The organism is Streptomyces prunicolor NBRC 13075 (assembly GCF_000367365.1).
GTDB classification, from domain to species: domain Bacteria; phylum Actinomycetota; class Actinomycetes; order Streptomycetales; family Streptomycetaceae; genus Streptomyces; species Streptomyces prunicolor.
The window spans coordinates 78,338-104,038 of the sequence record NZ_BARF01000034.1 but is presented as its reverse complement, the minus strand read 5'-3'; the positions used below and the strand labels follow the sequence as shown (position 1 = coordinate 104,038).

General features: G+C 71.3%; 23 protein-coding genes. 7 read left to right on the top strand and 16 right to left on the bottom strand.

The window, feature by feature from the left end; translation table 11 throughout:
- Nucleotides 1-21 precede the first annotated feature (21 nt).
- On the bottom strand, nucleotides 22-2,898 hold the full coding sequence (locus SPR02S_RS16285) for a helix-turn-helix transcriptional regulator (RefSeq protein WP_019058044.1): 2,877 nt from the start codon (nucleotides 2,896-2,898) through the stop codon (nucleotides 22-24).
- A 360-nt stretch (nucleotides 2,899-3,258) separates the two neighbouring features.
- Between SPR02S_RS16285 and SPR02S_RS16280 the strand changes: the two genes are divergently transcribed.
- A complete protein-coding gene (locus tag SPR02S_RS16280; protein ID WP_019058043.1) occupies nucleotides 3,259-4,866 on the top strand; it encodes an amidohydrolase in 1,608 nt (535 codons plus the stop codon).
- 95 nt (nucleotides 4,867-4,961) lie between these two features.
- Here SPR02S_RS16280 and SPR02S_RS16275 read toward each other — a convergent pair whose 3' ends face one another.
- The 5 genes from SPR02S_RS16275 to SPR02S_RS55790 all read right to left on the bottom strand — a co-directional run bounded on the left by SPR02S_RS16275 (nucleotide 4,962) and on the right by SPR02S_RS55790 (nucleotide 9,308).
- The gene (locus SPR02S_RS16275) at nucleotides 4,962-5,621 is read right to left on the bottom strand and encodes a YceI family protein (protein WP_019058042.1); all 660 of its coding nucleotides are present in this window, start codon (nucleotides 5,619-5,621) and stop codon (nucleotides 4,962-4,964) included.
- 185 nt (nucleotides 5,622-5,806) lie between these two features.
- On the bottom strand, nucleotides 5,807-6,586 hold the full coding sequence (locus SPR02S_RS16270; RefSeq protein WP_019058041.1) for a polysaccharide deacetylase family protein: 780 nt from the start codon (nucleotides 6,584-6,586) through the stop codon (nucleotides 5,807-5,809).
- A 149-nt stretch (nucleotides 6,587-6,735) separates the two neighbouring features.
- Nucleotides 6,736-7,959: a cytochrome P450 gene (locus SPR02S_RS16265; RefSeq protein WP_019058040.1), complete on the bottom strand. Its 1,224-nt coding sequence runs from the start codon at nucleotides 7,957-7,959 to the stop codon at nucleotides 6,736-6,738.
- 65 nt (nucleotides 7,960-8,024) lie between these two features.
- Nucleotides 8,025-8,111 (bottom strand): hyalucidin A family RiPP precursor, encoded by an 87-nt coding sequence (locus SPR02S_RS66540; protein WP_461696010.1) that lies wholly within the window; start codon nucleotides 8,109-8,111, stop codon nucleotides 8,025-8,027.
- 6 nt (nucleotides 8,112-8,117) lie between these two features.
- Nucleotides 8,118-9,308: a cytochrome P450 gene (locus tag SPR02S_RS55790; RefSeq protein WP_026150594.1), complete on the bottom strand. Its 1,191-nt coding sequence runs from the start codon at nucleotides 9,306-9,308 to the stop codon at nucleotides 8,118-8,120.
- A gap of 307 nt (nucleotides 9,309-9,615) precedes the next feature.
- On the opposite strand from SPR02S_RS55790, the gene SPR02S_RS16250 reads away from it, so the two are divergent.
- From SPR02S_RS16250 to SPR02S_RS16225, 6 genes are all read left to right on the top strand, one after another.
- Entirely contained in the window at nucleotides 9,616-10,398 is a 783-nt protein-coding gene (locus SPR02S_RS16250) for a DUF899 family protein (RefSeq protein ID WP_019058038.1), read from the top strand.
- 77 nt (nucleotides 10,399-10,475) lie between these two features.
- A complete protein-coding gene (locus SPR02S_RS16245) occupies nucleotides 10,476-11,960 on the top strand; it encodes a purine-cytosine permease family protein (protein WP_019058037.1) in 1,485 nt (494 codons plus the stop codon).
- Nucleotides 11,957-12,511 carry a cysteine hydrolase family protein gene (locus SPR02S_RS16240; RefSeq protein WP_019058036.1) on the top strand — a complete coding sequence of 185 codons (555 nt, stop codon included), beginning with the start codon at nucleotides 11,957-11,959 and terminating at the stop codon, nucleotides 12,509-12,511. Before SPR02S_RS16245 ends, SPR02S_RS16240 begins: the two co-directional genes overlap by 4 nt.
- Nucleotides 12,508-13,215 carry a GntR family transcriptional regulator gene (locus SPR02S_RS16235; protein ID WP_019058035.1) on the top strand — a complete coding sequence of 236 codons (708 nt, stop codon included), beginning with the start codon at nucleotides 12,508-12,510 and terminating at the stop codon, nucleotides 13,213-13,215. Before SPR02S_RS16240 ends, SPR02S_RS16235 begins: the two co-directional genes overlap by 4 nt.
- Before the next feature lie 43 nt (nucleotides 13,216-13,258).
- Nucleotides 13,259-14,263, top strand: coding sequence for an ADP-ribosylglycohydrolase family protein (locus SPR02S_RS16230; RefSeq protein WP_019058034.1), 1,005 nt, complete (start codon nucleotides 13,259-13,261; stop codon nucleotides 14,261-14,263).
- Nucleotides 14,260-15,174 carry a PfkB family carbohydrate kinase gene (locus SPR02S_RS16225; RefSeq protein ID WP_019058033.1) on the top strand — a complete coding sequence of 305 codons (915 nt, stop codon included), beginning with the start codon at nucleotides 14,260-14,262 and terminating at the stop codon, nucleotides 15,172-15,174. Before SPR02S_RS16230 ends, SPR02S_RS16225 begins: the two co-directional genes overlap by 4 nt.
- A gap of 13 nt (nucleotides 15,175-15,187) precedes the next feature.
- Here SPR02S_RS16225 and SPR02S_RS16220 read toward each other — a convergent pair whose 3' ends face one another.
- The 10 genes from SPR02S_RS16220 to SPR02S_RS16175 all read right to left on the bottom strand — a co-directional run bounded on the left by SPR02S_RS16220 (nucleotide 15,188) and on the right by SPR02S_RS16175 (nucleotide 25,674).
- Nucleotides 15,188-16,609 carry a family 2B encapsulin nanocompartment shell protein gene (locus SPR02S_RS16220; RefSeq protein ID WP_019058032.1) on the bottom strand — a complete coding sequence of 474 codons (1,422 nt, stop codon included), beginning with the start codon at nucleotides 16,607-16,609 and terminating at the stop codon, nucleotides 15,188-15,190.
- A gap of 215 nt (nucleotides 16,610-16,824) precedes the next feature.
- Entirely contained in the window at nucleotides 16,825-18,207 is a 1,383-nt protein-coding gene (locus SPR02S_RS16215; protein WP_019058031.1) for an FAD-binding oxidoreductase, read from the bottom strand.
- Between the two features lie 52 nt (nucleotides 18,208-18,259).
- Complete coding sequence (locus SPR02S_RS16210; protein ID WP_019058030.1) at nucleotides 18,260-19,366, bottom strand: acyl-CoA dehydrogenase family protein; 1,107 nt, start codon at nucleotides 19,364-19,366, stop codon at nucleotides 18,260-18,262.
- Nucleotides 19,363-20,370 carry an ABC transporter substrate-binding protein gene (locus SPR02S_RS16205; RefSeq protein WP_019058029.1) on the bottom strand — a complete coding sequence of 336 codons (1,008 nt, stop codon included), beginning with the start codon at nucleotides 20,368-20,370 and terminating at the stop codon, nucleotides 19,363-19,365. Before SPR02S_RS16205 ends, SPR02S_RS16210 begins: the two co-directional genes overlap by 4 nt.
- Before the next feature lie 43 nt (nucleotides 20,371-20,413).
- Nucleotides 20,414-21,514 (bottom strand): LLM class flavin-dependent oxidoreductase, encoded by a 1,101-nt coding sequence (locus SPR02S_RS16200; RefSeq protein WP_019058028.1) that lies wholly within the window; start codon nucleotides 21,512-21,514, stop codon nucleotides 20,414-20,416.
- Between the two features lie 24 nt (nucleotides 21,515-21,538).
- Nucleotides 21,539-22,507 (bottom strand): ABC transporter substrate-binding protein, encoded by a 969-nt coding sequence (locus SPR02S_RS16195; protein WP_019058027.1) that lies wholly within the window; start codon nucleotides 22,505-22,507, stop codon nucleotides 21,539-21,541.
- Complete coding sequence (locus SPR02S_RS16190; protein ID WP_019058026.1) at nucleotides 22,504-23,220, bottom strand: ABC transporter ATP-binding protein; 717 nt, start codon at nucleotides 23,218-23,220, stop codon at nucleotides 22,504-22,506. The genes SPR02S_RS16195 and SPR02S_RS16190 overlap by 4 nt, the downstream gene beginning before the upstream one ends.
- A gap of 2 nt (nucleotides 23,221-23,222) precedes the next feature.
- The gene (locus tag SPR02S_RS16185) at nucleotides 23,223-24,098 is read right to left on the bottom strand and encodes an ABC transporter permease (protein WP_019058025.1); all 876 of its coding nucleotides are present in this window, start codon (nucleotides 24,096-24,098) and stop codon (nucleotides 23,223-23,225) included.
- A complete protein-coding gene (locus tag SPR02S_RS16180) occupies nucleotides 24,095-24,940 on the bottom strand; it encodes a sulfurtransferase (RefSeq protein WP_026150593.1) in 846 nt (281 codons plus the stop codon). The genes SPR02S_RS16185 and SPR02S_RS16180 overlap by 4 nt, the downstream gene beginning before the upstream one ends.
- A complete protein-coding gene (locus tag SPR02S_RS16175) occupies nucleotides 24,937-25,674 on the bottom strand; it encodes an alpha/beta hydrolase (protein ID WP_019058023.1) in 738 nt (245 codons plus the stop codon). The genes SPR02S_RS16180 and SPR02S_RS16175 overlap by 4 nt, the downstream gene beginning before the upstream one ends.
- Nucleotides 25,675-25,701 lie beyond the last annotated feature (27 nt).

Below are 25,701 nucleotides of genomic sequence, written 5' to 3'. Positions count from 1 at the left end.
ACGTGAACCGCGGATGACAGGTCAGCGGCGGTTTTTGAGTGTGCGGGGAGTCCGGATCCGACCGGACTGACTGACCGTCACCGCCGGTGTCGTGAGCTGCTGTTGGTCGTCGTCGCCGATGCCCACGGTCGCCGCGCCGGACGCGATGACGGCGACCGCCATGGCGTGGGCGAGCGCGGTGCGCGAACGGACCCCGACCTTGCGGTAGATCCGCGACAGCGTGCCCTCCACCGTCTTGACGCTGATGAACAGCTCCGCGGCGACCTCCCTGTTGGTGGCCCCGCCGCCGACCAGTTCGGCCACCCGCGTTTCCGTGGGCGTGAGTTCGGGCCGCCCCTCACCGTCCCGGTCACCGGCCTCCAGCCGCGCCAGTTCGTCCCTGGCCCGCGCCGCCAGCGGAACGGCGCCGATCCGCGTCGCCGTCTCCAGCGCCTCGCCGAGGGCGGTCCGTGCCGCGTTCCGGTGCCGGGCCCGACGCTCGACGGCACCGAGCGCGATCAGAGCACGCACCAGGTCTACGGGCAACGGGAGTTGACGCAACCGGTCCACGGCGGCGTGCAGCCGTACCGCCCCCTCCTTCGCCCGACCGAGCCCCGCCTCGCGCAGCCCCTCCGCCCGTTCCAACGCCGCCAGTACGCTCCCGGGCGCATCGACGGACACCCGCGTCCGCGCCTCGTCGATCACGACACCGGCCGCGTCCGTCTCGCCCAGCACGACCAGGGCCTCGGCCAGGTCGCTGTACCAGTGCAGCAGGGGCGGATCGGCGGCGGACATGGCCGCGCCGAGTTCCTTCACGCGGTGCAGCGCCTCGACCGCGGCGGCGGCCCCACGCGGGTCACCGGTCAGCAACTCGGCCTGCCCCAGCACCGCGAGCGCCCGTAGCAGGAACAGCCGGTCGCCGTCCGCCTCCGAGGCCCGCACCGCCTGCTCGGCGAGGTGCCGCGCCTCGTCGGCGGTCCCGCCCACGGTCGCCGCGAGCGCCGCCGCGTACAGCGCCGGAGCGGCCTGTACGCCGGTCTCGGCCACGGCGCGTGTGCAGCGGGCGGCGGTGGTCAGCGCCTCCCGGCAGTGTCCGGCGCGTACTTGGATCCGGGTGAGCGCGACCAGGGTCGCCATGACCTCCTCGACCCCGGCGAACTCCCCGATCTCCGTGAGGAGTTGAGTGACCCGCTCCTGGGCCTCGGTGACCTTGTCGGAGTCCAGGGCGAGGATCGCCCGCATCCGGATCAGCCCCCAGCTCTCCGGCCCGGCGTCGGCGCCACCGGTCAGTGCGAGCGCCTCCTCCAACGCGACGTCGGCGGCGACCGGTTCACCGCCCAACGAGCGCACCCGGGCGAGGGTGGCGAGCGCCCCGATCCGGGTGTCGGTGTCACCGGCCACGGCCGCCTGCCGCGCGGCGCGCCGGGCATGCCGGGCCGCGTCCTCCAACTCCCCGCACAGCAGGCCCCGTACAGCGGCCCAGTGGTGCAACCACGCCTCGGCCTCCGGATCGCCGTCCGCGTCCCGGAGCCCCTCCTCGATCAGGGCCTGCGCACCCTTCAACGCCTGCCCGGCGTTGCGCAACAGGACCAGCCGCGCCCGCACCCGCTGCCGTGCGGAGCCCGAGCCGGTGAGCACGGTCTCGGCCGCCTGCCCCGCCTCCTCCAACTGCCCGGCGTCACAGGCGTATTCGGCCGCCATGAGGAGTCGATCGGCGTGCTCCGTGGGACGGCCGCCGGGTGTGCGCCGGGCCGCGAGCCCGGCCAACTCGAAGGCGGCGTCGGGCGCGCCGTCGCGACGGGCGTACTCGGCCGCGTACATCAGCGTGCGGGCGGTGGCCTCGTCCTCGTACGGGTGGGCGAGCGCCAAGTGCCGTGCGTGCTCCACGGGTTCGGTGACCGGACGGGTCAGCAGCGCGTGCGCCTCTCGGCGGTCCTGCTCAGGAGCGTCGGCGTAGACGGCGGCCCGGACCAGCGGGTGCCGGAAGCGTACGGTCCCCTCGGCGTCGGCGGTCGCTATCCCGAGCCGCTCCGCCTGCGCGAGGTCGGCGGCGGGGTCGTGGAGTCCGGCGGCGCGCAGCAGCGTGAGGGTGGGGCGGGCGGCGGCGCTCGCGACGAGGAGGGTGCGGCGCGCGGACTCGGGCAGTGTGCGCACTTGGTCCAGGAGCAGGGTGCGCAGCCGTCGCGGTACGGGCAGGGGCCGGCCGAGGCCGACGGCCGCTCCGTCGCGCGGGGCCGCCTGGCCCAACTCCCGGGCGTACCAGGGGTTTCCGGCGGCGGTGTCCTGCACGGCGCGCAGTACCGCCGGTGGCAGGTCGGTGGGGAGGAGCTGCGTTATCTCGTCGTCCGTCAGGGGTGGCACGGGCAGTTCGACGGTGCCGGGTGGGCAGCAGCGCGGCCGTTCGGGCTGCTCGCCCTCGGCCACCCGCTCGGCGGCCACCACCCGTACGTCGAGGCCCTCGACCCGCCGTACGGCGAAGGCCAGCACCTCGGCGGTCGGCTCGTCGAGCCACTGGAGGCCGTCGAGGACCAGCAGCACGGGGCCGGTGGCGGCGAGGGTGCCCAGCACGTCGAGAACGGCGACACGGAGCGCGAGCCGGTCCCGGTCGCCGATCGGTGGCTCGCCGCGCAACAGGGCTGTCCGCAAAGCCACTTGGGGCTCGGGTGCCAAGGTCGCCAGGCAGCTCTCCGGCACCCGTGCGAACAGGTCGACGAGCCCGGCGAAGGGGAGACGCGCGTCCGCCTCGGCGGGGGAGCAGTGCAACACCGTTCCGGACGGCTGGAGATGAGCGGCCGAGGACGCCATCAGGGCGGCCACCAGCACGGACTTGCCGATCCCCGCGGGGCCGTGGAGAAGCACTCCGTGACGGTTTGTCAACTCGGCCCGGACGGTGTCGAGCAGCTCGCTGCGCCCGGTCAATGACCGTACTTCCACGGCGAGTCCAGGAACGGACCACAACCGGAGCCGAGGGCGGGGCAGGCGGACCGGCGCGTGAGGCGCGTGAGGCGGGTGTGTCGGGGCCCCGGATATTTCGGCATGTGTTCATGACAACCGGTACGGAATCGGCTTGTCAATGACGGTCGGTGTGTCGCGGGTCCGCGAAGGAACCGCGGCAGCGGTCCGGCAGTCGGCTTCGTCGAGCAGTTGGCGCATGATCTCGATCTGCGTCTCAGTAGTGACGTACTTCCTGCGATGAAAGACGCCAAAAATGTGCGAAACAGCTATCCGCCCGTACAAAAGCCTGGTCAGCGGATGTGACCGAGGAAGCGGGAGAGAACGATGACTGATCACGGAGCCGACCTGGTGATCCGGGCCGAAGCGATCCACACCCTGGTGCCCGGCCAGGCGCCGCAGCGGGCGCTCGCCGTGCGGGGCGACCGCATCGCCGCCCTCTCGCCCGACCCGAACGGACTCGACGACTGGGTGGGCCCGCACACCACCGTCCACGACCTGCCCGGCACCACGGTGCTGCCCGCCTTCGACGACACCCACACCCACCTCATCTATGCCGCGCTCGGCGCGCACGACGTACCTGTCCACCAGGCCCACGACATCCCCGAGTTCCTCGACCTGATCCGGCAACGCGCGAAGGTGACCCCCGAGGGCGAGTGGATCCGCACCACCACCAACTGGCAGGAACTCAACCTCGCCGAACGCCGTATGCCCACCGCGGCCGAACTCGACCGGGCCACCGACCGGCACCCCGTCCTGGTCAAGCGCGGCGGCCACAACGACATCGTCAACAGCTACGCGCTGCGCCTGGCGGGCATCACCGAGGACACCCCCGTACCGCCGGGCGGTGTCATCGGCCGCGATGCCGACGGCAAGCTCAACGGCAGGCTGATCGACAACGCCATGGGACTCGTCGAGCGTCTGATCCCGGGTCCGGACCGGAGCCGGCGCATCGACGGGCTGCGCCTGGCGACCGCCCAGTACGCCGCCACCGGCATCGGCACCGTGCGCGACTGCGCGGTCAGCCCCGAGGACTACGCCGTACTCCTGGCCGCCCGCGAGGCCGGAGCGCTCAGCATCCGGATCCGCGCCCTGATCTCGGCGCTCGGCATGACCAGCGCGGCCCAGGTGGAGGACCTCCTCGACGTCATGGAGGACTGGCGGGACGGTTCTGACCCGTGGCTGCGGGTGTGGGGCGTGAAGTTCGGGCTCGACGGCGGACTCGAAGCCGGCGCCACAGAGGAGCCGTACGCCTGTGACCACGCCTTCTCCGGGACGCTGATCTGGGAGCCCGACGCGCTGGTCGAGGCCGTCGAGGCCGTGGTCCGGCGCGGCTGGCGGGTCGGCACCCACGCCTACGGCGACCGCGCGGTCCGCACCCTCCTGGACGTCTATGAGTGCGTCCTCGCCCGCAACCCCGGCCTCCCCGCCGGCACCCTGGTGATGGAACACGGCGGGCTCGCCGGTCCCGAACAGCGCGCCCGCGCCGTCGAGTTGGGCATCCCGGTCACCATCCAGCAGCCGCTGCTGCACGACACCGCCGAGGTGGAGGAGGGCTTCTGGGGCCCGGAACGCGTCGCCCGCCTCTTCCCCGCCCGCGGCTGGATCGACCTGGGCGCCCAGGTCAGCGCCGGATCGGACTTCCCCGTGGGCCAGTTCGGCGCAATGCGCTCCGTCTACGGCATGACCACCCGCCAGACCGTCATCGGCGTCAAGGGCCCCGAGCACGCCATCACCTACGACGAGGCCGTCACCCTGCACACCGTCAACGCGGCCCGCCTGTGCGGCGATCAGGATCTGCGCGGCACGCTCAGCCCGGGCCGCCTCGCCGACCTCACCGTCTGGGACCAGGATCCCGCCCGCTGCCCGAGCGGCGCCCTGCGCGATCTGAACCCCGTCCACCCGATCGTCGGCGGCCGGCTCGTCACCCCGTAGCGGGCCGCGCGGAGCGGAAGCGACTGGGAAACGACCGGAAACTCATGACTCGCCCGGCACGCAGCGACACGGCGCCCGGGCGAGCAAACGTTCCGTCAGGCGGCCGGCGTCGTCCGGATCGCCGCTATGTCGAACTGCAGCCGCACCTTCTCGCTCACCATCGCGCCGCCCTCGGCCAGCCGGGCGTTGTAGATCAGGCCCCAGTCGGAGCGGTCGATGGTGGTGGTGCCGTCGAAACCCGCGCGCTCGTAGCCGAACGGGTCGGTGACGTGACCGATATAGGTGAGTTCCAGGACGATGGGACGCGTGACGTCCTTGATGGTGAGGTCGCCGAGCATGCGATAGACATCGTTGCCCGCCATTTGCACCGCGGTGCTGGCGAACCGCATCTGCGGGAACGTCGCCGAGTCGAGGAAGTCACGGCCGACCAAGTGGCCGTCGCGTTGTTCCACACCGGTGTCGACAGTGCCGGTGGACACCACGATCTCCGCCTTCGAACGGGCGGGGTTGCGGCCGTCGAAGTAGAGCCGGCTTTTGTATTCGGCGAAAGACCCGCGCACGGTCGTCACCATCGCGTGCCGGACGGAGAAGCCGATCCGGCTGTGCGCGGGGTCGATCATCCACTCTCCGGTCAGCTCGGCCAGGGTGGGATCGGGCAGGCCGGAGGAGGTGAAGGCCGGTGGGGCGGCGGGGCGTTGCGGGGCGGCGGGGGGTGCCGAGCGGCGGAGGGGCGCAGCACGGTTGAACAGGTTCATGTATCACGTAGTTACTGCACGCCTGATATCGCCGCAAGCCTTGATAGGGAACCGACAGCAGCGCGAATCGGCACCCACACGCTTAAATACCGCCACCTCGCGGGCCGTTACCACATTTCCCACACACATTCGTCACCCGGAATACGGCGAACACCAATGGAGCGCACTGTTCAGCACGCCCCTGCTCAGCGCACGGGGAATCCGAACGAATAGCCCTGCTGCTTCAGCCACGGCAGGATCTCGCGCAGCGCGGCCACGGTCTCCGAGCGGTTGCCGCCGGCGTCGTGGAACAGGATCGTCGGCCCGTTGGACAGTTCGGACTTGACGGTCGCGATGATGGCGTCCGTGCCCGGGAGTTCGAAGTCCTTGGAGTCGACGTTCCAGCCCAGCGGACGCATCCCCTGCGAGGCGGCCAGGTGCCGGCTGTACGGCGTGAAGGCGCCGCCCGGCGCACGGTAGTACTCCGGCCGGACACCGCCGGACGCCTTGGTGATCATGCTCGCGGCGTTCAGGATCTCCTGCGACTGGTAGGCCTCGGACTTCTTGTCCATCGTGGTGTCGTGCGACACCGTGTGGTCGCACAGCCGGTGCCCGGCCGCGACGACCGCCTTGACCAGGTCGGGGTGGGCCTCGGCCTGCGGGCCCACCATGCAGAAGGTGGCCTTCACCCCGTACTCCTTGAGTACTTGGAGCACCTCCGGCGTCCAGGTCGGGTCCGGCCCGTCGTCGATCGTGATGTTGACGGCGTGGGCGCCCTTGTCGGAGGCGTGCACGATCTCCTCGGACACGGTGGTCATCCGGGCGGGACCCGAACTCCCGGCGGAGGGACGCGAGTTCCCGGCGCCCTGCCTGTCGACGACACCGGCCTGCGCGGTCCACACCGAGGTGGCCGCCGCCACCGCGGTCACACCGACCGCCGCCGCGAGTACCCGCCCGTACCAACCCCGCCCACCGTGCCGCGCCATGTCAGCCCTGCCCTTGTCCTGTTTGATCGACTCCGTGCACTCGTCAGGACGGCGTAAAGGCGGGGAAGGATCCGCCTGTTACGGATCACGGACAATTTCGCGGGAGTTCCGAGACGCAGGCTCAACGAGCGGACGCCCAGGAGGTTTCGCTAGCGCAGGGCGAGACGCCCCCGGAAGTCCTCCGGCACCGGGGCGAAGCGCAGCGCCATCGAGAGGTTCTCGGGGTGGTCGACGGTCAGCCGGTACCGGGTGCACAACAGCTGGCACAGGCCCATCAGTTGGACGGTCCCGATGTTGGCGCCGACGCACTTCTTGGGCGCCCAGCCGAACGGCACATAACAGGTACGGTCCGCCGGACCGTGCGGGGCGCCCGGCAGGAAACGGTCCGGGTCGAAGACGTCCGGCTGCTTCCAGACCCGCTCGTCACGGTGGATGAGATGCGGGCTCAGCAGATACCAATCACCGGGCTCCAGCCGGGTCTTGCCGAAGTCGAAGGGGAAGTGGTTGCGCCGGACCAGCAGCAACGGCGGGCTCCACAGCCGCAGCACCTCCTTCACGAACCGATGGGTCACCGGGGCCGCGTGCGTGGGTGCCGTACGGAACTCCACCGGGTCCACGGCGGACAGTTCCTCGGTGAGCCGCTCCTGCCACTCGGGGTTGCGGACGAACTCGTACAGCAGACTCGCGGCGGCGGTGCCCGGCGGCCCACCGATCGCGGTCAGTACGGCGGTCACGACATCCAGCGCGCGGTCCATACCGAGTTCGGGCAGCATGTCGACGAACGGATCGGCGAGATCCGGCTCCCGCCGCCGCTTCCCGTGCGCGCGTTGCCGCAGCACCCGGCGTACCACAAGACCGGACCGTAGTTGTACGACGATGAACCGCAGATGATGCCAAGTCCCGCCCGGATCCGGTGAGATGAGCCGCAGCAGCTTCATCTCCAGGTCCCGGCGCACCAGTTCGGCCTCGCCCGAGGTGAGGCCCGTCAGCGCGACCGGCAGCATGGACCGCAACGCCACGTCCTGGGTGAGCATCACCAGGTCGACGTCCTCCCCGAGCCGCTCGTCGATGATCCGCTCCATGCGGTCGATCAGGCTGCCGTGGTGTTCCGCCGTGGCGAGCGTGTGCAGTTGGGTGAGCCACGCCGAACGGACTTGGCTCCACCGCACCTCGGGACTGTGCCGCCGCCGCACCATGTCGATCAGCCGGTCGTGCATCACGAACCGGCGCCAGTTCGTGGCGCTGACGTGGCGCGCCGCCTCCGGCTCGAACACACCGAGCCGGGTGTCGTCGACCCAGAAGATCCCGTCCTCGGTCGCGCTGCGCATCCGCATGAAACGCAGGAAGTCCTCGGGGTGCTGCGGAGTGGTCATCGTGAACGTTCCCCCTCGTGGGGCGCGGGGCGCCGACCGTGCGGCGGCTCCCCGCGCCGGGCCGGTCAGATGTGGTGGTAGAGGTACCAGAAGTACTCGTACTGGCCTCGGATGTTGAGGACCGACTTCGCCTTGAGATACAGGGCGCGCATGCGCGTTCACCTCCTTCCGGGACAGCCGGTGCGGGCGCTCAGCACCGCGGTGAAACGCGGCGGAGCCAGCGCCGGGCCCACCTGAGGACCGGCGCCGTCATGGGTGACCGACAACTGCCAGTCATGGGTGATGAGGTGGACGAGGTCTTCGAGGAGCCGCATGGTGACGGTCGCCCCGGCGCAGGTGTGCGGCCCGTGCCCGAACGGCAGATACGCCGCCTCCGGCGCGCCCTCCGCCCAGCGCTCCGGCACGAACTCGTCCGGCCGCTCCCAGTACCCGGGATGCCGGTGCACCAGATAGGTGCATACGGCGAGCCGGTCGCGCGGGGTCACCTCCTTCCCGCCGAGCGCCAGCACCCGGCTCGGCGTCCGCGCGAACAGCCATGCCACCGGCCACAGCCGCAAGGTCTCCCGCACCGTCCAACTCGGCTCCGCCGCAAGGGAGTCGGGATGGGTACCGAGCGGATACACCGACCAGCCGAGCGTGAAGCCGACCGAGCCGACGGTGGCGAACAGGAAGGAGAGATACACCTCGGCGAGATCCCTCGGGTCCGCCCCGGGCTCGCTCTCACCCACGATGACGTCGAGCAGATCCCGTGGCTCGCGTGAACCGGCCGACTCCCGCTGCCGGGCGCGTATTTCGGTGTGCAGCACGCTCAGCGCGCGGCGCCGGAAGAGCAGCCGGGACGCCGGCGAGTGACGGTGCCGCGCGCCCGCCAGGACCGCCCGGTGCACGATCTGCTCGACGGTGACGTGCAGTTGGGGCGGTGCGTCCCGGTGCAGCAGGACGTCTCGCAGATGGCGGAGGACGAGCAGGTTGCCGGCGTCGGGCCATATGGCCCTGGGGGTGAGGAGTTCGGCGACGAGACCGGGCAACTCCGCTCGCCGCGCGAAGTGATGACGGAGCATCAGGGCGCGGGCCGCGCGGCCGATCCGGATCTGCGCGGCACGGGGCCCGAAGTCGCCGTGCCGGGTCCGGTAGAAGTCGGACGTCTCGACGACGGCCGCCTCGCGGTTGCCGAGCACCGCCCGGGCGGACTCCGGCCCGGCCACACACACCGTGCCCGCGGCCGACCGCCACACGTCGTGAACCCCGTCGAACTCCCCGCTGAACAAGGCCAACGGGTCGCGGGGGCGAGCTCGCCGGCGAGCGCGGGCGGCCCCGCCGTACTCCTGACGCGTCCCGGACGACTCCATGGCTGCCCCCTTCGCGAGTGCGGAAGGGCGGCCCACGTGGTGCGGTACGCGTGACGCCCCGACCGATGGGAACAGCCTGCTGGCGGGTCGGCGACGTGTCGCGTGCTGTGCCGGTGAGCGGAACAGCGGGGTGTGCCCACATGTGGCGCCGGCACATGTGGCGCCGCCATATGTGGGCACCCGCAGCGGACGTCCTGCCCGCCGCGATGAGTTTCGGCCGCACCCGGAGTCTGATCCGGTGAGCGCTGTACTACGTCGTACGACGCTGCCCGGAACAACTCCGGAACGACACACCACGGAGGATCCCATGACGACCACACCCGGCACCGCGAGCAGTGACCTCCCCGGCAAGCCGCCCGTCGTAGACATGGCCACCTGGAACGCGGCGCGCGACGAGCTGCTGATCCGCGAGAAGGTGCACACCCGTGAGGGCGACGCGATCGCCGCGGCCCGGCGGCGGCTGCCGATGGTCGAGCTCGACGGGAAGGTCGAGGTCATCGGCGCCGACGGACCGGTACCGTTCCTCGACCTGTTCCAGGGGCGCGACGAACTTGTGGTGTACCAGCACATGTGGCACGACCACGCACCGCACCAGGGCCAGTGCGAGGGCTGCACCACCACGGCCTGGCACATGAAGGACGCCGTCTACCTCAACGCCCGGGGTGTCTCGTACGCCGTCCTGACCACGGGCGCGTGGGAGGAGGTCGCTCCCTACGCCGAGTTCATGGGTTACACCCAGCCCTGGTACTCGGTGCGGGGCCTCGACGCGCCGATCGGCGGCGGGATGGGACACATCCTCGCCTTCCTGCGCGACGGCGACCGCGTGTTCCTCACCTACTCCACGACGGGCCGCGGCAACGAACCGGTCAACGGCTCCCTCGCCCTGCTCGACATGACGCCCTACGGCCGCGGCGAGGCCTGGCAGGACAACCCCGAGGGCTACCCGCCCGGCCGCGACGCCTGCTGGTACTGGCGCTCGGACGCCGACGGGAACGCCACCTGGGGCGGGACCAGCCGTCCCGTCCCGCAGTGGATCCGTCCCGGCGCGACCCCCGTGGAGACCCTCGGCCGCCACGGCGACTGCCACTGACGCGCCCACGCTCCCCTTGACGCCCGTTACCCCCACACCTAGCCTCGACTAAACACGTCTAGACAGGTAGGTCGACGATGGCGGACTCCTCCCAGACTTCCCAGTCCCGGCAGCTCCAGGTCGAGACGCACGGCCTCGATGTGATCGGCGACGCCGAACGCAAAGGCACTCCACGCACCTTGTTCTGGCCGTGGTTCGGGGCCAACGTCTCGATCCTGGGCCTGAGTTACGGTGCCTTCGCGCTCGGTTTCGGGATCTCGTTCTGGCAGGCGCTCGTCGCCGGCGTGATCGGGATCGTCTTCTCCTTCCTCCTCTGCGGCTTCATCGCGGTCGCCGGCAAACGCGGCTCCGCGCCGACGATGGTCCTCAGCCGCGCCGCCTACGGCGTGCGCGGCAACCGGCTGCCGTCGGTGATCTCCTGGGTCCTCACCGTGGGCTGGGAGACGGTCCTCACCGCCCTCGCGACGATGGCCACCGCGACGGTCTTCAGCAGGCTCGGCTGGGGCGGCGGCACCGAGACCAAGGTGGTCGCGCTGATCCTGGTCGGCGCGCTGACCGTCGTCGGCGGAGTGATGGGCTTCGACCTGATCATGCGGCTGCAGACGGTCATCACGGTCGTCACCGGCGTACTCACGATCGTCTACATCGCGCTCGTCGCCGACCACATCCACTGGAGCACGGTGAGTGCCGTACCGGCGGGCTCCGCGCAGGAGTTCATCGGCGCGCTGGTGTTCATGATGACCGGCTTCGGCCTCGGCTGGGTCAACGCCGCCGCCGACTACTCCCGTTATCTGCCCCGGAGTTCGTCCGGCAGAGGTGTGATCGGCTGGACCACCTTCGGCGCCTCCGTCGCCCCGCTGCTCCTGCTGGTCTTCGGCCTGCTGCTGGCCGGTTCGTCCAGCACGCTCAACAAGGCGGTCGCCGCCGACCCGATCGGCGCGCTGACGACGATCCTGCCCACCTGGTTCCTGGTCCCGTTCGCCGTGGTCGCCGTCCTCGGCCTGGTCGGCGGCGCGGTCCTCGACATCTACTCCTCCGGCCTGGCCCTGCTGTCGGCCGGACTCCGGGTACCGCGCTATCTCGCCGCGCTCGTCGACGGCGTCCTGATGATCGCGGGCTCCGTCTACATCGTGTTCTTCGCCGACGACTTCCTCGGCCAGTTCATGGGCTTCCTCACCACCCTCGGCGTCCCCATCGCCGCCTGGTGCGGCATCATGCTTGCCGACCTCCTCCTCCGCCGCCGTGACTACGACGACGGTGACCTCTTCCGCCCGACCGGCCGCTACGGCGACGTAGTGCTCACCCCGCTCCTCCTCACCCTCGCCGCCACCGCGATCGGCTGGGGCCTGGTCACCAACACGGCCGCCAGCTGGCTGACTTGGCAGGGTTATCTGCTCGACCCGTTCGGCCTCGGCGGCAAGTCCGGCTCCTGGGCCTACGCCAACCTCGGCGTCCTGGCCGCCCTCGCCCTCGGCTTCCTCGGCACCCTCGCGCTGGGCCGCGCCCGCGTCCAGCGGCAGGAAGCCGAGGCCGCGAGCCCGGAGGCGGTGCCCGCCGTATGACCACCGCACCCGGCCACCTCGCCGTCATCGACATGCAGCGCGTCTTCGCCGAACCCGTCAGCCCCTGGGCAACGCCCCGTTTCGACGAGGCGGCGGCAGGCGTACGACGACTGCTGCCGGCCTTCGGCGAACGCGTCACCTTCACCCGCTTCGTGGCACCGGAGAAACCCACCGGCGCCTGGCGCGCCTACTACGACCAGTGGCCCTTCGCCCTCCAGCCACCGGACGCCCCGCTCTGGGAACTGACCGACGAACTCGCCGTCCAGGCACGGTACTTGGTGGACGCGTCCACCTTCGGCAAATGGACCCCGGAACTCGCCGAACGCGTCGCCCCCACCGGCCGCCTTGTCCTCGCCGGGGTCAGTACCGACTGCTGCGTCCTGTCCACGGCACTGGCCGCCGCCGACACCGGAGTTGAGGTGCTCGTCGTGGCCGACGCCTGCGCGGGCGTCGACGACGACTCCCACGCCAAAGCGCTGCACGTCATGGACCTCTACCGGCCCCTGATCCGGTTGGTCACCGTCGCCGAGGCGGTCGGGGAAGCGTCATGACCGGCGTCCGGCTCAAACACCAGCGCATCACCGACGTCCTCGCCAAGGAGATCCGCAGCGGCCACCGCCCCGCCGGTGAGCAACTCCCCGGCGAACACGCCCTGGCCCAGCGCTTCGGCGTCAGCCGTACGACCGTCCGCGCGGCCCTCGCCGAACTCAGCGAGGCCGGCCTGATCGCCACCCACACCGGCAAGGGCTCCTACGTCCTCTTCGACGGCCGCCCGCTGGACGACCGCCTCGGCTGGGCCCACGCACTGGCCACCCAGGGCATCGACACCCGGGTCCGGACCCTCAGCGTGGACGCCCGGCGGGACGAGCGCCTCGCCCGTCAACTCACCCTGAAAACCACCGAGTTCGTGTGCGTGGAGCGGATACGGGAACTGGCTGCGGACGCGGTCGTCGTGTCGTACGAACGCAGCTTTCTGCCGCCCGTGCCCGGGGTGCGCGAACTGCCCGACCGCGGGCTCGGGCAGGAGTCGCTGACCGAGGTGATGCTGCGGGCCGGGCTGCGGCCCGACCACGGTGAGCAGCGGGTGAGCGGGCGGCGGATCGACGGGCGGGAGGCGGAGCTGCTGCGCCGCGAGGCGGGTGACTGGTTCCTCGACACGCGGCGGACCAGCCGGGCGGCCGACGGTTCCTTCGTCGAACATGTCGTGAGCCTCCTCGACCCCGACCACTTCCAACTGACCCTCGAATTCGGCTGACCCGCAGCCCAGCAGCAGCCGCCCTCTGCCCCGGAAAGTACCCATGACCCTCCAGAGCCGCGCCACCGGAGCCCTCCACGGGCTAGCCCTCGGGGACGCCCTCGGTATGCCCACCCAAATGCTCTCCCGCCCACAGATCACCGCACGCTACGGCCCGTTCCTCACCGGCTTCCATCCGGCCGACCCCGACCACCCTCTCGCCGCCGGGATGCCGGCCGGTGCCGTCACCGACGACACCGAACAGGCCCTGCTCCTCGCTCAGTTGCTCCTCGACGGCAAGGTCCGCGTCGACCCGGCGGAACTCGCCCGGCGCCTGGTCGCCTGGGAGGACGACATGCGGGCCCGCGGCTCGCTCGACCTCCTCGGACCGTCCACCAAGCGCGCGGTGGAACTCGTCCTCACGGGTACCCCGGTCGACGAGGTCGGGCGCTACGGCACCACCAATGGCGCGGCGATGCGGATCGCCCCCGTGGGCATCGCGGTGTCGGTCGCCGACCCGGCGGAGTTGGTGGACCGGGTGGTCGAGGCCAGCAGCCTCACCCACAACACCGGGGTCGCGCTCGCCGGTGCCGCGGCCGTGGCCGCCGCCGTGAGCGCGGGAATTGACGGGGTGTCGGTTCCCGAGGCGGTCGAAGTGGCCGTGTCGGCGGCCCGGTTGGCGGCGGGGCGGGGACACTGGGTGGCCGCCGCCGACGTCGCCGAACGGATCGTATGGGCGACCGGGCTGGTGCGAGGCCTGACCGAGGCCCAAGTCTGCGAGCGCGTCTACGCGTTGGTCGGGACGAGTCTCGCCACGCAGGAGTCCGTGCCCGCCGCCTTCGCCGTACTCGCCGCCTTCCCCGACGACCCATGGCGGGCCGCGTTGCTTGCCGCGTCCGTCGGCGGGGACTGCGACACCATCGCCGCGATCGCGGGTGCAGTCGGCGGCGCCTGCCACGGAGTGGACGCCTTCCCGGCCGACGCGCGGGAGACGCTCGTACGCGTCAATCCGAAGCTCCAACTGGACGCGACAGCCGCCGCGTTGCTCGAACTCCGGGCCCGGCCGTGAGCGGCAGGCTGTGGCACCTCGGCAATGTCGTCGTCGACCTGGTCCTCGATGTCCCCGCCCTCCCCGAGCGCGGCGGTGACGTTCTCGCCACCCGCACCGAACGCACCCCGGGTGGCGGCTTCAACGTCATGGCAGCCGCCGCGCGTCAGGGACTTCCGGTGACCTACGCCGGAGCACACGGCACCGGACCTTTCGGTGACCGGGCCCGCGCCGCGCTGCACGCCGAGGGCATCGACGTGCTGCTCGCACCGCGGACTTCACAGGACACCGGCTTCGTGGTCTGCCTGGTGGACGCTCAAGGCGAGCGCACCTTCGTCACCAGCCCCGGCGCCGAGGCCACCCTGAGCACTGCGGACTTTGCTGAACTCCGGCCCGGCGCGGGCGACTTGGTATACGTCACCGGATACAGCCTGCTCTACCACAGCAACCGCACCGCTCTGCTCGACTTCCTGCCCCGACTGGACCCGGCCGTCACGGTGATCACCGACCCGGGCCCACTGGTCCACGAAATCCCCGCTGAGGCCGTGGAGTTGCTGCTCGCCCGCTCCGACTGGTGGAGCTGCAACGCTCGCGAGGCCGCGCTGCTCACGGGTGTCGACGACCCGACCGAAGCCGCCCGCGTCCTCCAATCCCGGCTGGGACGTGGCTCGGTGCTCGTCCGTACCGGGCCCGACGGATGTCTCCTGCGCCAGGGTGAACGCCTCGTCACCGTCCCCGGGTTCGCCGTGGACGCCGTCGACCTCAACGGCGCCGGCGACGCACACACCGGAGTGTTCATGGCCGCCCTGGCCCGCGGCCTTGACCCGGTGGCCGCCGCTCACCGGGCCAACGCGGGCGCCGCCCTGGCCGTCACCGCGTCGGGCCCGGCTACGGCGCCGGACGCGGCACGGTTGGACGCGTTCCTGAAGTAGCCCTACGTCTGGGTCAGTTGCCGTCCCGGCGGGAGACCTCGACGTTCTCCAGGATGCCGATCGCGTCCGGCACCAGGACGGCAGCCGAGAAGTAGGTGCTCACCAGGTAGGAGATGACCGCCTGTTCGTTGACGCCCATGAACCGTACGTTGAGGCCCGGTTCGAGCTCGTCCGGGATGCCCGTCTGGTACAGGCCGATCACGCCCTGGTCGTCCTCGCCGGTGCGCATCGCGATGATCGACGACGTACGGGACGCGCTCACCGGGATCTTGCCGCACGGCAGCAGCGGCACCCCGCGCCAGGCGGGCAGATGGTGGCCGCCGACGTCGATGCCGCTGAAGTAGACGCCCCGCTTGTTGCACTCCCGGCCGAACGCGGCGATGGCCCGCGGATGGGCGAACAGGTAGCGGGTGTCGCGCCGCATGCTGAGGAGTTCGTCGAGGTCGTCGGGGGTCGGCGGCCCGGAGTGGGTGGAGATCCGCTGGTCGTAGTCGGCGTTGTGCAGCAGCCCGAAGTCCCGGTTGTTGACCAGCTCGTTCTCCTGCCGCTCACGCAACGCCTCGACGGTGAGCCGGAGTTGCTGCTCCGTCTGGTTCATCGGCTGGTTGTAGAGGTCGGCGACGCGGCTGTGCACCTTCAACACGGTCTGGGCGACGCTGAGTTCGTACTCGCGCGGGGCGAGGTCGTAGTCCACGAACGTGCCCGGCAGATCCGGCTCGCCGACGTGTCCGGCGCTGAGGGCGATCGCCGCCTCACCGAACGGGTTGACCGGGCCGTGCTCGTCCGAACCCACCGACGCGACGTGCGCGCTCAGCTCAGGGTGCCGCTCCGCGACGGCCTGGTACGCCGAGTGCGGCAGCGCCAGCACCGTGGTGGCCGTCGCCGCGCGGGCCGTGAACTCCCAGCTGCCGTCGGGGTCGGCGAGCACCTGGCCGCCGAAGGTGTCGCCGTCGGCCAGCAGACCGGTGACCGCCTCGTCGCCGTAGGGCCCCTCACCGAGCTGCTCGACCTTGCCGTGCGCGATCAGGAACACCTGGTCGGCGGGGCGGCCCGCCTCCACGATCAACTGGCCCGGTGCGAACTCGCGTTGCTCGAACCGCGCGGCCAGCGCGCCGAGCGCGTCGGCGTCCGCGAAGCCGCGCAGCAGCGGGAGTTCGCTCAACTCGGCCGGGACGACCCGCACTTGTGCGCCGGTCTGCACGAACGTCACCCGTCCGTCGCCCCGCGTGTACGACAGCCGGCGGTTGACGCGGTAGGTGCCGCCGGGCACGTTCACCCAGGGCAGCATGCGGGTCAGCCAGCGAGAACTGATGCCCTGCATCTGGGGTGCGGACTTGGTCGTGGTCGCCAGAGTGCGTGCCGCGGCGGTACCGAGGCTCTGCTGTTCCCGCTCCTCGGCGCCCGCCTCGGGCGCGGTACCGGTGTCGACCGACATGGTGCCTTCTCTCCTGTCGCACGGGTGACGGGACGACTGCGTCCGTTGACGGGACGACTGCGGCCGTCACATTCCGTGCGTACAGCTACCCGTTGTCGGTCACGACGAGTGATGACTTCGGACGGCGGTCGAGGCACATGCCAACCGCACGTGCTCCCGCACCACCCCCGGATCACTCGCCCTCACCCGTTCGGCGGTATCCGATCCGGGGCGGCTCAGAGGGTCTTGCCGGGGTTGAGGATGCCCCGGGGATCGAACGCCTCCTTCAGTCGGCGCTGCAACGCGTGGGCGGTGGGCCCGAGTTCGTCCGCCACCCACTGCCGTTTCAGCACGCCCACACCGTGCTCGCCGGTCAGCGTCCCGCCGAGTCGCAGCGCCAGCGCGAAGATCTCGCCGGCCGCCTCCCAGGCCGCGTCCGGCAGCCGGTCCAGGGACGGATCGACCACGATGATCGGGTGGAGGTTGCCGTCGGCGGCGTGCGCGAGCGTGTAGACCGGCACGTCGTGCCGGGCGGAGATGGCGCGGATCTCGCGGACCGCCTCCGCGAGCCGCGAGCGGGGCACGGCGATGTCCTCGATCAGCGGCCGGCCCAGCCGCTCCAGCGCGGGGAGGGCGAGCCGCCGGGCGGTGAGCAGGGATTCCGCCTCGATCGGGTCGGCGGTGGTCTCCACGCTCGTGGCCGTCGGCGCCAGCACCCGTGCGACCTGCTCCGCCTCGATGGCCGCCCCCGCCCCGTCGCACTGCACCAGCAGCAGCGCCGACCCGCGCTCGCCCAACGCCGGATCGACGGCCCGCAGCACCGGCCCGTCGAGCAGCTCCGCGAGCGCCGGCACGACTCCGGCCCGCCCGATCGCGTACGACGCCTCGGCCGCCGCGTCGAACGAGTCGAAGTAGGCGGCAAGTGTCGCGGTCGCCACCGGCATCGGACGCAGCCGCAGCGTCGCCGAGGTGATGACGGCGAGGGTGCCCTCGGAGCCGGTCAGCAGCGCGGTGAGGTCGTAGCCGGTGACCCCCTTGACGGTACGGCGGCCGGTCGTGACCACCGTCCCGTCGGCGAGGACGGCCTCCAGACCGAGCACGCTGTCGCGCGTCACCCCGTACTTCGCGCACCGCAGTCCGCCCGCGTTGGTCGCGATGTTTCCGCCGATCGTGGAGATCGCCGCACTCGCCGGATCGGGCGCGTACCGCAGGCCGTGCTCACCCGCGGCCCGGTCCAACTCGGCGGTGATCACGCCCGGTTCGACCACCGCGAGCTGGTCGTCGGCCGACAGTTCGAGGATGCGGTTCATGCCGGACAGGTCCAGCACGAGCACGCCCTCACCGGCCGACGCCCCGCCCGACAGACCGGTGCCCGCACCACGCGGCACCACCGGCACCCGCAGCGCGTTCGCGTGCCGGAGGGTGACGGTCACGTCCTCGGTGCGCCGCGCGTGCACCACGGCGAGCGGGACGCCGTCCGGCCGGGTGCCCGAACGGTCCGTGGTGTGCGCGGCCAACGTGCGCGGGTCCGTGGCCAGTTGGTCGGGCGGCAGATCCCGGGCGAGCAGACCGAGCAGCCGGGCGGCGGCGGTGGGGGTGGTGGGGGGAGCTGTGGTCACCGGTTCCGTACCTTCACTGTGCGTGCCGACATGGGGTCCGTCATCAGGCGAGTTACGGGTTCAACGCCTTCGTTCCGATCGCGAGCAGGGAGACGTCCTCCTGGGGTGCGTGCACGGGCGCGCACTGGATGTCCCGGAAGTGCCGCTCCAGCGGATTGCCCCGCGCGAGCCCGGGATTGCCGAGCAGCCGTACGGCCAGCTCCACCGCCCGCACGCCGTGCCGGTCGGCCAGCACCCGTGCCCCCAGCGCCTGTTCGGGGGTGTACGAGGAGTCGCCGGAGTCCACCCGGGCGGCCCCGTCGAACACCAGGTGCTCGGCGGCGGCGAGCAGTACCTCGATCTCCCCGGCGGTCCTGCGGAAGCGTTCCGTGCGGGCCACCGGATGACCGAGGTTGGCGGGCACGCGCGCGTGGGCGAACGTGTGGAAGAAGGACTGGGCCGCCCGTGCCACCCCCAAGTAGAGGGCTGCGAGGGGGAGATGGAGAGCGGCGCCCGCCCGGTTGTCCTGCTCGGCCGACGCACCGTGTGGGCCGATGCCGATGACGTGCTCGTACGGGATCTCCACGTCCCGGAACGTCACGTCGTGGCTGCCGCTGGCCCGCAGCCCCAACTGGTCCCAGCGGCCGGTGATTTCGATGCCGGGGGAGCCGCCGGGCACCAGGAAGGTGCCGACGCGCGGCTCCGGTTCGTCGGTGGTGGCCCACACCAGGAACCAGTCCAGGCCCTCCGCGCCGGTCACGAAGCGCTTGGTGCCGCTCAGCGACCAGCCGTCCGAGGTGCGCTGGGCGAGCGTCGAAGGGAGGCCGCCGCGCGCGGGGGAGCCCAACTCCGGCTCCACGCGCGCGTGGTTGACGAGCACCGGCCGCTCGAAGGACTCCTTGACGATCCGCGCGTACAACTCCTCGGGCCAGTGCGGCTGTACGGCCTGCCGGGCGTGCGTGTTGAGGGTCATCGCCGCGATCAGGGCGACGGACGGGTCGCCCTGGCCGATCCGGTGGAGGATGCGCGCGCTCTCCTCGACGCGCGCGCCCCGGCCGCCGTAGGACTCGCCGATGGTCGCGGTGAGGAGTCCGGCCTCGTGGGCGATGCGGAGGGAGTCGGCGGGGAAGGCGCCCGACTGGTCGTAGCCGGCGGCCAGTTCGGCGATGCGGGCGGTCACAGGGCCTTCTTCAGGTCGGAGTTGAGTGCGGTGGTCCAGAAGGACTTCACGTCCAAGTGCTTCTTGAGCGCGCCGAGTTCGGTGAAGGCGTCGGCCACCTTCTGCTGGGAGGCGATCGTGTCGGCGCCGACCGTCCGGGCCTGCGTGGGCCGTTGCTTCTGCGCGGCGACCAGGTCCGACTTGGCCTGCGCCACGGGCTGGTGGGTGGCCTCGGCGGTGACCTTCGCGAAGCCGTCCTCGTGGCCGTCGCGGACGTAGGCGTAGGCCTTGGAGATCCGGGCGATCAGGTCGGCCGCGGCGGCTCGTTGGGCGGGGCTCTTCAGGACGCTGTCGCGGGCGGACCAGAGGAAGTTGCCGGAGAGGATGTCCGCCCCGGAGCCGACCGTCGTCGCGCCCTGCTGGTGGGCGGTGATGACCGACGTGCCGTAGGAGGCGAAGGCGTCGATGGAGCCGCCGTTCAGGGCCGCGAGGCCGTCGTTGGGGAGCAGTGGCTTGGCGTCGATGTCGGACCACGTCAACCCGGCCCGCTTCAGCAGCTCGTAGAGGAAGTAGTGGGCGGTGGTGTTCTGGACGTAGCCGACCTTCTTGCCCTTCAGGCCGGCGATGTCGGTCATCTTGGAGCCCTTGGGGACGATGACTTCCTGGTTGAGGGTGGTGCCGCGCTGGACGGCGACGACCTTGAAGTTGGGCTTGCCGTCGGCGGCCGAGAAGATGGGCGGGATCTCGCTGGAGGAGGCCAGGTCCAGTGCTCCGGCGCGCATGGCCTGGAGTTGCAGGTCGCCGCCCTGAAAGAGATTCCACTTCACTTTGTAGGGGGTGTCGTCGAGGTGGGCGTACTTGAGGACGGCCTCGCTGACCTTCCAGCCGGTGTCGCCGACCTTGAGGGTCACGGAGGAGACGTCGGACGAGGAGTCGGCGCTCGCGTCGCCTCCGCAGGCGGCGGCGAACGGGAGCAGCAGAGCGAGGGCGGCGGCGGACGCGCGCAGGGAACGGCGGAACAACACGGAGTCTCCATAGGGGAGTTCGCAATCAGGAAGGGGAAGTGGTTCAGGCGGCCTGTGAGGTCGTCGCCCGGTGGGCGAGCTCCTGGCGGACCAGGGGCAGCACGTGCCGGGCGTAGTCGATCGCGTCGTTGAGCGGGTCGTAGCCGCGGATCGACAGCAGGTCGCAGCCGATGTCGACGTAGTCGAGGAGGGCCTGCGCGACCGTCTCGGGCGTGCCCACAAGGGCAGTTGACGCGCCGGCCGCATTCGTGGCGACGGCGGGGGCGGTCCACAGGCAGCGGTCCTGGACCTCGCCGCGCTCGGCGATGTCGAGGAGACGCTGGGAGCCGACGTTCGCGGGGCGGCCTGTGGTGCGGTAGTGGCGGAGCAACTCGGTGTTCTTCGCCTGGTCCTTGAGGACACCGAGGGTGCGGTGAGCCTTCTCCCAGGCGAGTTCCTCGGTGGGCGCGATGATCGGGCGGAACGACACCCAGATACGGGGATGCGGGCGCCCGGCGGCATCCGCGACCGCGTTGACGGCGGCGATCTGCTCGGCCGTCTCCTTGAGCGGCTCGCCCCACAGACCGAAGATGTCACCCTGCTGCCCGCCCACCCGGTACGCGTCCTGGGACGAGCCGCCGACGGAGATCGGGACGAGCCCGTTCACCGGCTTCACGTCGGAGTAGTAGCCCTCGAAGGTGAAGTACTTGCCCTCGTGCGAGACGGGCCCGTCGGCCTCCCACACCTTGCGCAGGATCTGGATGTACTCGTCCGAACGCTCGTACCGCTCGGCCTTGTTGAGGTAGTCGCCCTCCCGGCGCTGCTCCTCGTCGCTGCCGCCGGAGATGATGTGCAGCGTCAGCCGGCCGTTGCTGATCTGATCCAGCGTGGCCAGGGCGCGGGCCGCGTGCGTCGGGAAGATGACGCCGGGCCGGTGCGCGAGGATCGGGCGGATGCGCTCGGTGTGGGTGGCGACGAACTGGGCGATCTGGAAGGCGTCGGGCGAGGCCGAGTGGTAGGCGACCAGCGTGTGGTCGAAGCCGCCGTCGTCGAGCGCTCGGGCGTACTTGCGGAGGTGGTCGACGTCGAGGCCGGTACGGCTCGACGCGGCGGGACCCGAGGCCCCGGAGTCGGTGTGGACGGCACTGATGAACTCGACAGGCATGAGCGAACTCCTAAACAGGAAAGGTCACTTGAGCAGAGAGGTGTCCGCGGACTTGGCCACGTCCACGTTCGGGTCGAGGACCCCGATGCTGTTCATGAGGTCGGCGACCTGCTGGACGGTCGTGTTGACGTCCGAGGTGATCGGCAGCACCTGGCTGTACGCGGCGGAGGCGAGCGTCTTCGCCACCGTGGCGTCGGCGCCGTTGCGCTGCTCGATGGCCTTCGCGTACGCGTCCTGGTGGGTGCTGGTCCACTTCAGCGCCGTGCTCAGCCGCTGGAGGAAGTCCGAAAGGGCGGTCTTCTTCGCCGAGTTGGCGAGGGCCTTCTCGGAGGCGTTGATGAAGCCGTAGCCGCTGACCCGGCCGTCCGCGCCGTCGACGAGGAGCCTGCCGCCCTGCTCCAGGCCGACCGCCTGGTAGACGCCGAACGTCGCCCAGATCTTGACCTTGCCGGAGGCGAAGGCGGCCTGCGCGTCGGTCGGCAGCAGGTACTGCACCTTGACGTCCTTGTAGTTGAGCCCGTTCTGCTTGAGGACGTTGGCGAGCAGGTACTCCGAGATGCTGCCCTTCGCCGAGGACACCACGACCTTCTGGCCCTTGAGGTCCTTCACGCTGTCGATGCCGGAGTCCTTGCGGACGACGATCCCGACGTGCGTGCCGTCGTTCTTGAGGGCGGCGATGTTCTTGATCTTGACACCGCCGCTGAGCGCCTGGAGCGCGGGCAGGTCAGCCGAGTACCCGGTGTCGGCGGCGTCCGCCTGCACAGCCTGGTAGAGCGGGGCCGCACCCTGGAACTCGGCCCATTTCACCTTGTACTCGGCGCCCTTGAGCGCGTCGGAGGCGGCGATGATCGTCTGGAGGGTCTTGGCCTGGTCGCCGATGGTGAGGGTGACCTGCCCGCCGGCGGAGGTGTCCGCCGAGGAGTCGGCGCCGCAGGCGCTCAGCGCCAGCAGGGCGGCCAGGCTCAGGGTCGCGGCGGCGATTCTGCGGATCACGAGGGGGTTCCTTCCAAAGTGCGGGTCACGCCGAGCCAGTTCAGGAGGCGGGCGCGCAGGGTCACGAACTCGGGGGCGGTCAGATCACGGGGGCGGGGCAGGTCGACGGTCACCTCGTGGGCGATACGGCCCTCGTCCATCACCAGGACCCGGTCGGCGAGCAGCAGCGCCTCCTCCACGTCATGGGTGACCAGGAGGATCGCGCACCCGTGCAGCCGCCACAGCTCGGCGACCAGCGCCTGCACCTTGCCCCGGGTCAGCGCGTCCAGCGCGCCGAACGGCTCGTCCAGCAGCAGGAGTTCGGGCTCACGGACCAGGGCACGGGCGAGCGAGACCCGCTGGGCCTGACCGCCGGACAGCGTCTTGGGCCAGACGGTCGCGCGCTCCGCGATGCCGACCTCGTCGAGCGCCTTGAGCGCGAGCGCCCGGTCCGGACGCCCCGGCAGCCCGAGCACGACGTTGCGCCACACCTTCAACCACGGCAGCAGCCGCGGCGACTGGAAGGCCGCGCTGCGCCGCGCGGGCACCGTCACCTCGCCGCCGATCTCGTCATCCAGCCCGGCGAGAATCCGCAGCAGCGTCGACTTGCCGCAGCCGCTGTGCCCGAGCAGGGCCACGAACTCGCCCTCGCGGATGTCCAGATCGAGCTCGTGCAGCACGGTGTTGCCGTCGAAGGCCCGCGAAAGCCCCCGAATCTCAACGGAGTTGGCCATGTCTACGCCTCACCCTCGAAGTTGGCCCGCCAGGTCAGCAGCCGACGCGACAGGATCCGTACGGCGAAGTCGCAGGCCAGCCCGAGCAGCGCGTATACGACGAGGCACAGCACGATGACGTCCGTACGGAAGTACTGCTGGGCGTTGCTCATCAGATAGCCGAGCCCCGCGTCCGCGTTGACCTGCTCGGCGAAGACCAGCGCCAGCCACGCGGTGGACAGCGCGTACCGCAGGCCCACGAGTGCCCCGGGCAGCGCGCTCGGCAGGATCACGTACTTGATCAGCCCGAACCGCCCGAGCCCCATCATCCGTGCGGCCTCGACGAGTTGGGCGTCGGTGGAGCGGATGCCGCCGTAGATGTTGAAGTACAGCGGATACGTCACACCGAGCGCCACCAGCGCGATCTTCGGGGTCTCCTCGATGCCGAACCAGACGATGAACAGCGGGATCAGCCCCACCCAGGGGATCGCCCGGAACATGCCCATCGAGGAGTCGATGACGTCCTCACCGAGCCGGAACAGCCCGGCCACCAGCGACAGGACCAGGGCGACGGTCGCGCCGATGAGGAAGCCGATGGCGGCACGGCGGCCCGACGCGGCGATGGCGCTGGGCAGTTCGCCGTTCTTCGTCAGGTCCACCGCCTGGCGGATGACGTCGACGGGGGAGGCCAGCACGGACTCGGGGAGCACCCCGGTGGCGGAGGTCAGGAACCAGAGGAGGACTAGGCCGACGGGTCCGGCGGCCCGGCGCACCGAACGGGGCACGGTGAAACGGCGGTTGACCTTCGTGGTCCCGCGGATGGTGACCCGGGTGGACGGCGCGGGCACGACTTCCTTCTGCTGCGGCAGCACCGCCGCGTCCAGTGGTTTCGTCGTCATGGCCGGTCTCCCGTCGCCGCCGGGCGCGCGGGATCGGCGGACCAGGCGGACCAGGAACCGGGGAACAGTGTCGCCTCGAACCCGGCGATCTCCAGCGCCGCGATCTGATGGGCGGCGGTGACCCCGGACCCGCAGTACACGCCGATGCGCGCCGCGTCCCCGGCCCCCCGCTCCTCGAACCGCTTGCGCAGCAACTCCGGTGCCAGGAAGGTCCCGTCCGCCGCCAGGTTCTCCCCGGTCGGCGCGGACAAGGCTCCCGGGATGTGTCCGGCACGCGGGTCCACGGGCTCGACCTCACCCCGGTAGCGCTCACCGGCACGGGCGTCCAACAGCAGCCCGGTTACGGCGAGTTCGGCGGCCCCGTCGGCATCGGTGATGGGCAGCGCACCCGCGCGGAGCACGACATCACCCGGCGCCGGATCGGCGGGAATCCCGGACTCCAGCGGCAGCCCCGCCGCCCGCCAGGCGCCCAACGCTCCGTCCAGCAGGGTCACTTCGGTGACGCCCGCGTACCGCAGCAGCCACCAGGCGCGGGCAGCGGCCGTGTTGCCCAGGTCGTCGTAGACGACGACGGACCGGCCGTCTCCGATGCCCCAACGGCGGGCGGATTCCTGGAGTTCGGTGAGGTCGGGGAGCGGATGCCGGCCGCCCTCCGGGCTCGCGGGCGCGGCCATCTCCGTGTCCAGGTCGACGTAGACCGCGCCCGGGATGTGACCGTCCGCGTAGTGGTCGCGGCCGTGCGGATCGCCCAGCGCCCAGCGGACGTCGAGCAGCACAGGGGGCCGCTCGGAGCCGAGGAGTTCGGCCAGCTCGGGGACCGTGGTCGTCACGCGGCTGCTCATGTCAACACCTCGGCGATCAGGGGCAGTTCGCGGACTTCGGAGGTCGCCGATGCCTCGGGGGCCAGCCGGAGCCGTTCGAGGAACAGGACGACCGTGGCGGCGGCGGTGCGGTGCAGGGCGTCGTTGAGGACGTCGTGCCGGCCACCGTGGAAGACGACCGTGTGCACGCCCGGGTGACCGTCGTAGACGCTCAGTGCCCGGTCGAGCGGGCTGATAGTGTCGTCCTTGCCGTGCAGGGCCAGGACCGGGACGCGCACCAGGTCGAGGCGCGGTTCGGGCAGGTCGAGGGTCTCGCCGATGGCGCCCCGGCGGAAGTCGGGGTCGTTGGTGAGCCGCCCTTGATGGGTGGGGCAGGCGGTGCGCGCCGCGGCCTCCTCCTCCCAACTCCCCGCTGTCCAGGCGCCGGTGGGCAGCCCGGCCAGGATCAGCGCGTCGACGCCCGCGGTCTGCTCGGCGGCGAGCCGAAGGGCGTAGCGCGCGCCCGTGTCGGAACCGACCAGCACCTTCGGGCCGGGCAGCGACTCGTCGGCGAGCAGCTTGGCGGCCTGCTCCAGTACGGCGGGGTCGGCGGTCGGGTCGCCGAGGGCACGGACGCGGTAGGCGTCGAAGCCGAGCCGGCGGCCGAACCGCTCGTAGACACCGCCGTGTTCGCCCCGCCCGCCCAGCACGATCAACGTGCCGCGCGCGGCGAGGCCTTCGGGTTCGTCCCAGGACGAGAGGGAGGAAGAGGGCATGGGGTGACAACTCCCAACGAGGGGAAA

Excerpts from the sequence above, each read along its gene's own strand:
- SPR02S_RS16280 (WP_019058043.1), top strand. The coding sequence starts at position 3,259 with ATGACTGATCACGGAGCCGACCTGGTGATCCGGGCCGAAGCGATCCAC.
- SPR02S_RS16275 (WP_019058042.1), bottom strand. The coding sequence starts at position 5,621 with ATGAACCTGTTCAACCGTGCTGCGCCCCTCCGCCGCTCGGCACCCCCC.
- SPR02S_RS16270 (WP_019058041.1), bottom strand. The coding sequence starts at position 6,586 with ATGGCGCGGCACGGTGGGCGGGGTTGGTACGGGCGGGTACTCGCGGCG.
- SPR02S_RS16265 (WP_019058040.1), bottom strand. The coding sequence starts at position 7,959 with ATGACCACTCCGCAGCACCCCGAGGACTTCCTGCGTTTCATGCGGATG.
- SPR02S_RS66540 (WP_461696010.1), bottom strand. The coding sequence starts at position 8,111 with ATGCGCGCCCTGTATCTCAAGGCGAAGTCGGTCCTCAACATCCGAGGC.
- SPR02S_RS55790 (WP_026150594.1), bottom strand. The coding sequence starts at position 9,308 with ATGGAGTCGTCCGGGACGCGTCAGGAGTACGGCGGGGCCGCCCGCGCT.
- SPR02S_RS16250 (WP_019058038.1), top strand. The coding sequence starts at position 9,616 with ATGACGACCACACCCGGCACCGCGAGCAGTGACCTCCCCGGCAAGCCG.
- SPR02S_RS16245 (WP_019058037.1), top strand. The coding sequence starts at position 10,476 with ATGGCGGACTCCTCCCAGACTTCCCAGTCCCGGCAGCTCCAGGTCGAG.
- SPR02S_RS16240 (WP_019058036.1), top strand. The coding sequence starts at position 11,957 with ATGACCACCGCACCCGGCCACCTCGCCGTCATCGACATGCAGCGCGTC.
- SPR02S_RS16235 (WP_019058035.1), top strand. The coding sequence starts at position 12,508 with ATGACCGGCGTCCGGCTCAAACACCAGCGCATCACCGACGTCCTCGCC.
- SPR02S_RS16230 (WP_019058034.1), top strand. The coding sequence starts at position 13,259 with ATGACCCTCCAGAGCCGCGCCACCGGAGCCCTCCACGGGCTAGCCCTC.
- SPR02S_RS16220 (WP_019058032.1), bottom strand. The coding sequence starts at position 16,609 with ATGTCGGTCGACACCGGTACCGCGCCCGAGGCGGGCGCCGAGGAGCGG.
- SPR02S_RS16200 (WP_019058028.1), bottom strand. The coding sequence starts at position 21,514 with ATGCCTGTCGAGTTCATCAGTGCCGTCCACACCGACTCCGGGGCCTCG.
- SPR02S_RS16190 (WP_019058026.1), bottom strand. The coding sequence starts at position 23,220 with ATGGCCAACTCCGTTGAGATTCGGGGGCTTTCGCGGGCCTTCGACGGC.
- SPR02S_RS16185 (WP_019058025.1), bottom strand. The coding sequence starts at position 24,098 with ATGACGACGAAACCACTGGACGCGGCGGTGCTGCCGCAGCAGAAGGAA.
- SPR02S_RS16180 (WP_026150593.1), bottom strand. The coding sequence starts at position 24,940 with ATGAGCAGCCGCGTGACGACCACGGTCCCCGAGCTGGCCGAACTCCTC.
- SPR02S_RS16175 (WP_019058023.1), bottom strand. The coding sequence starts at position 25,674 with ATGCCCTCTTCCTCCCTCTCGTCCTGGGACGAACCCGAAGGCCTCGCC.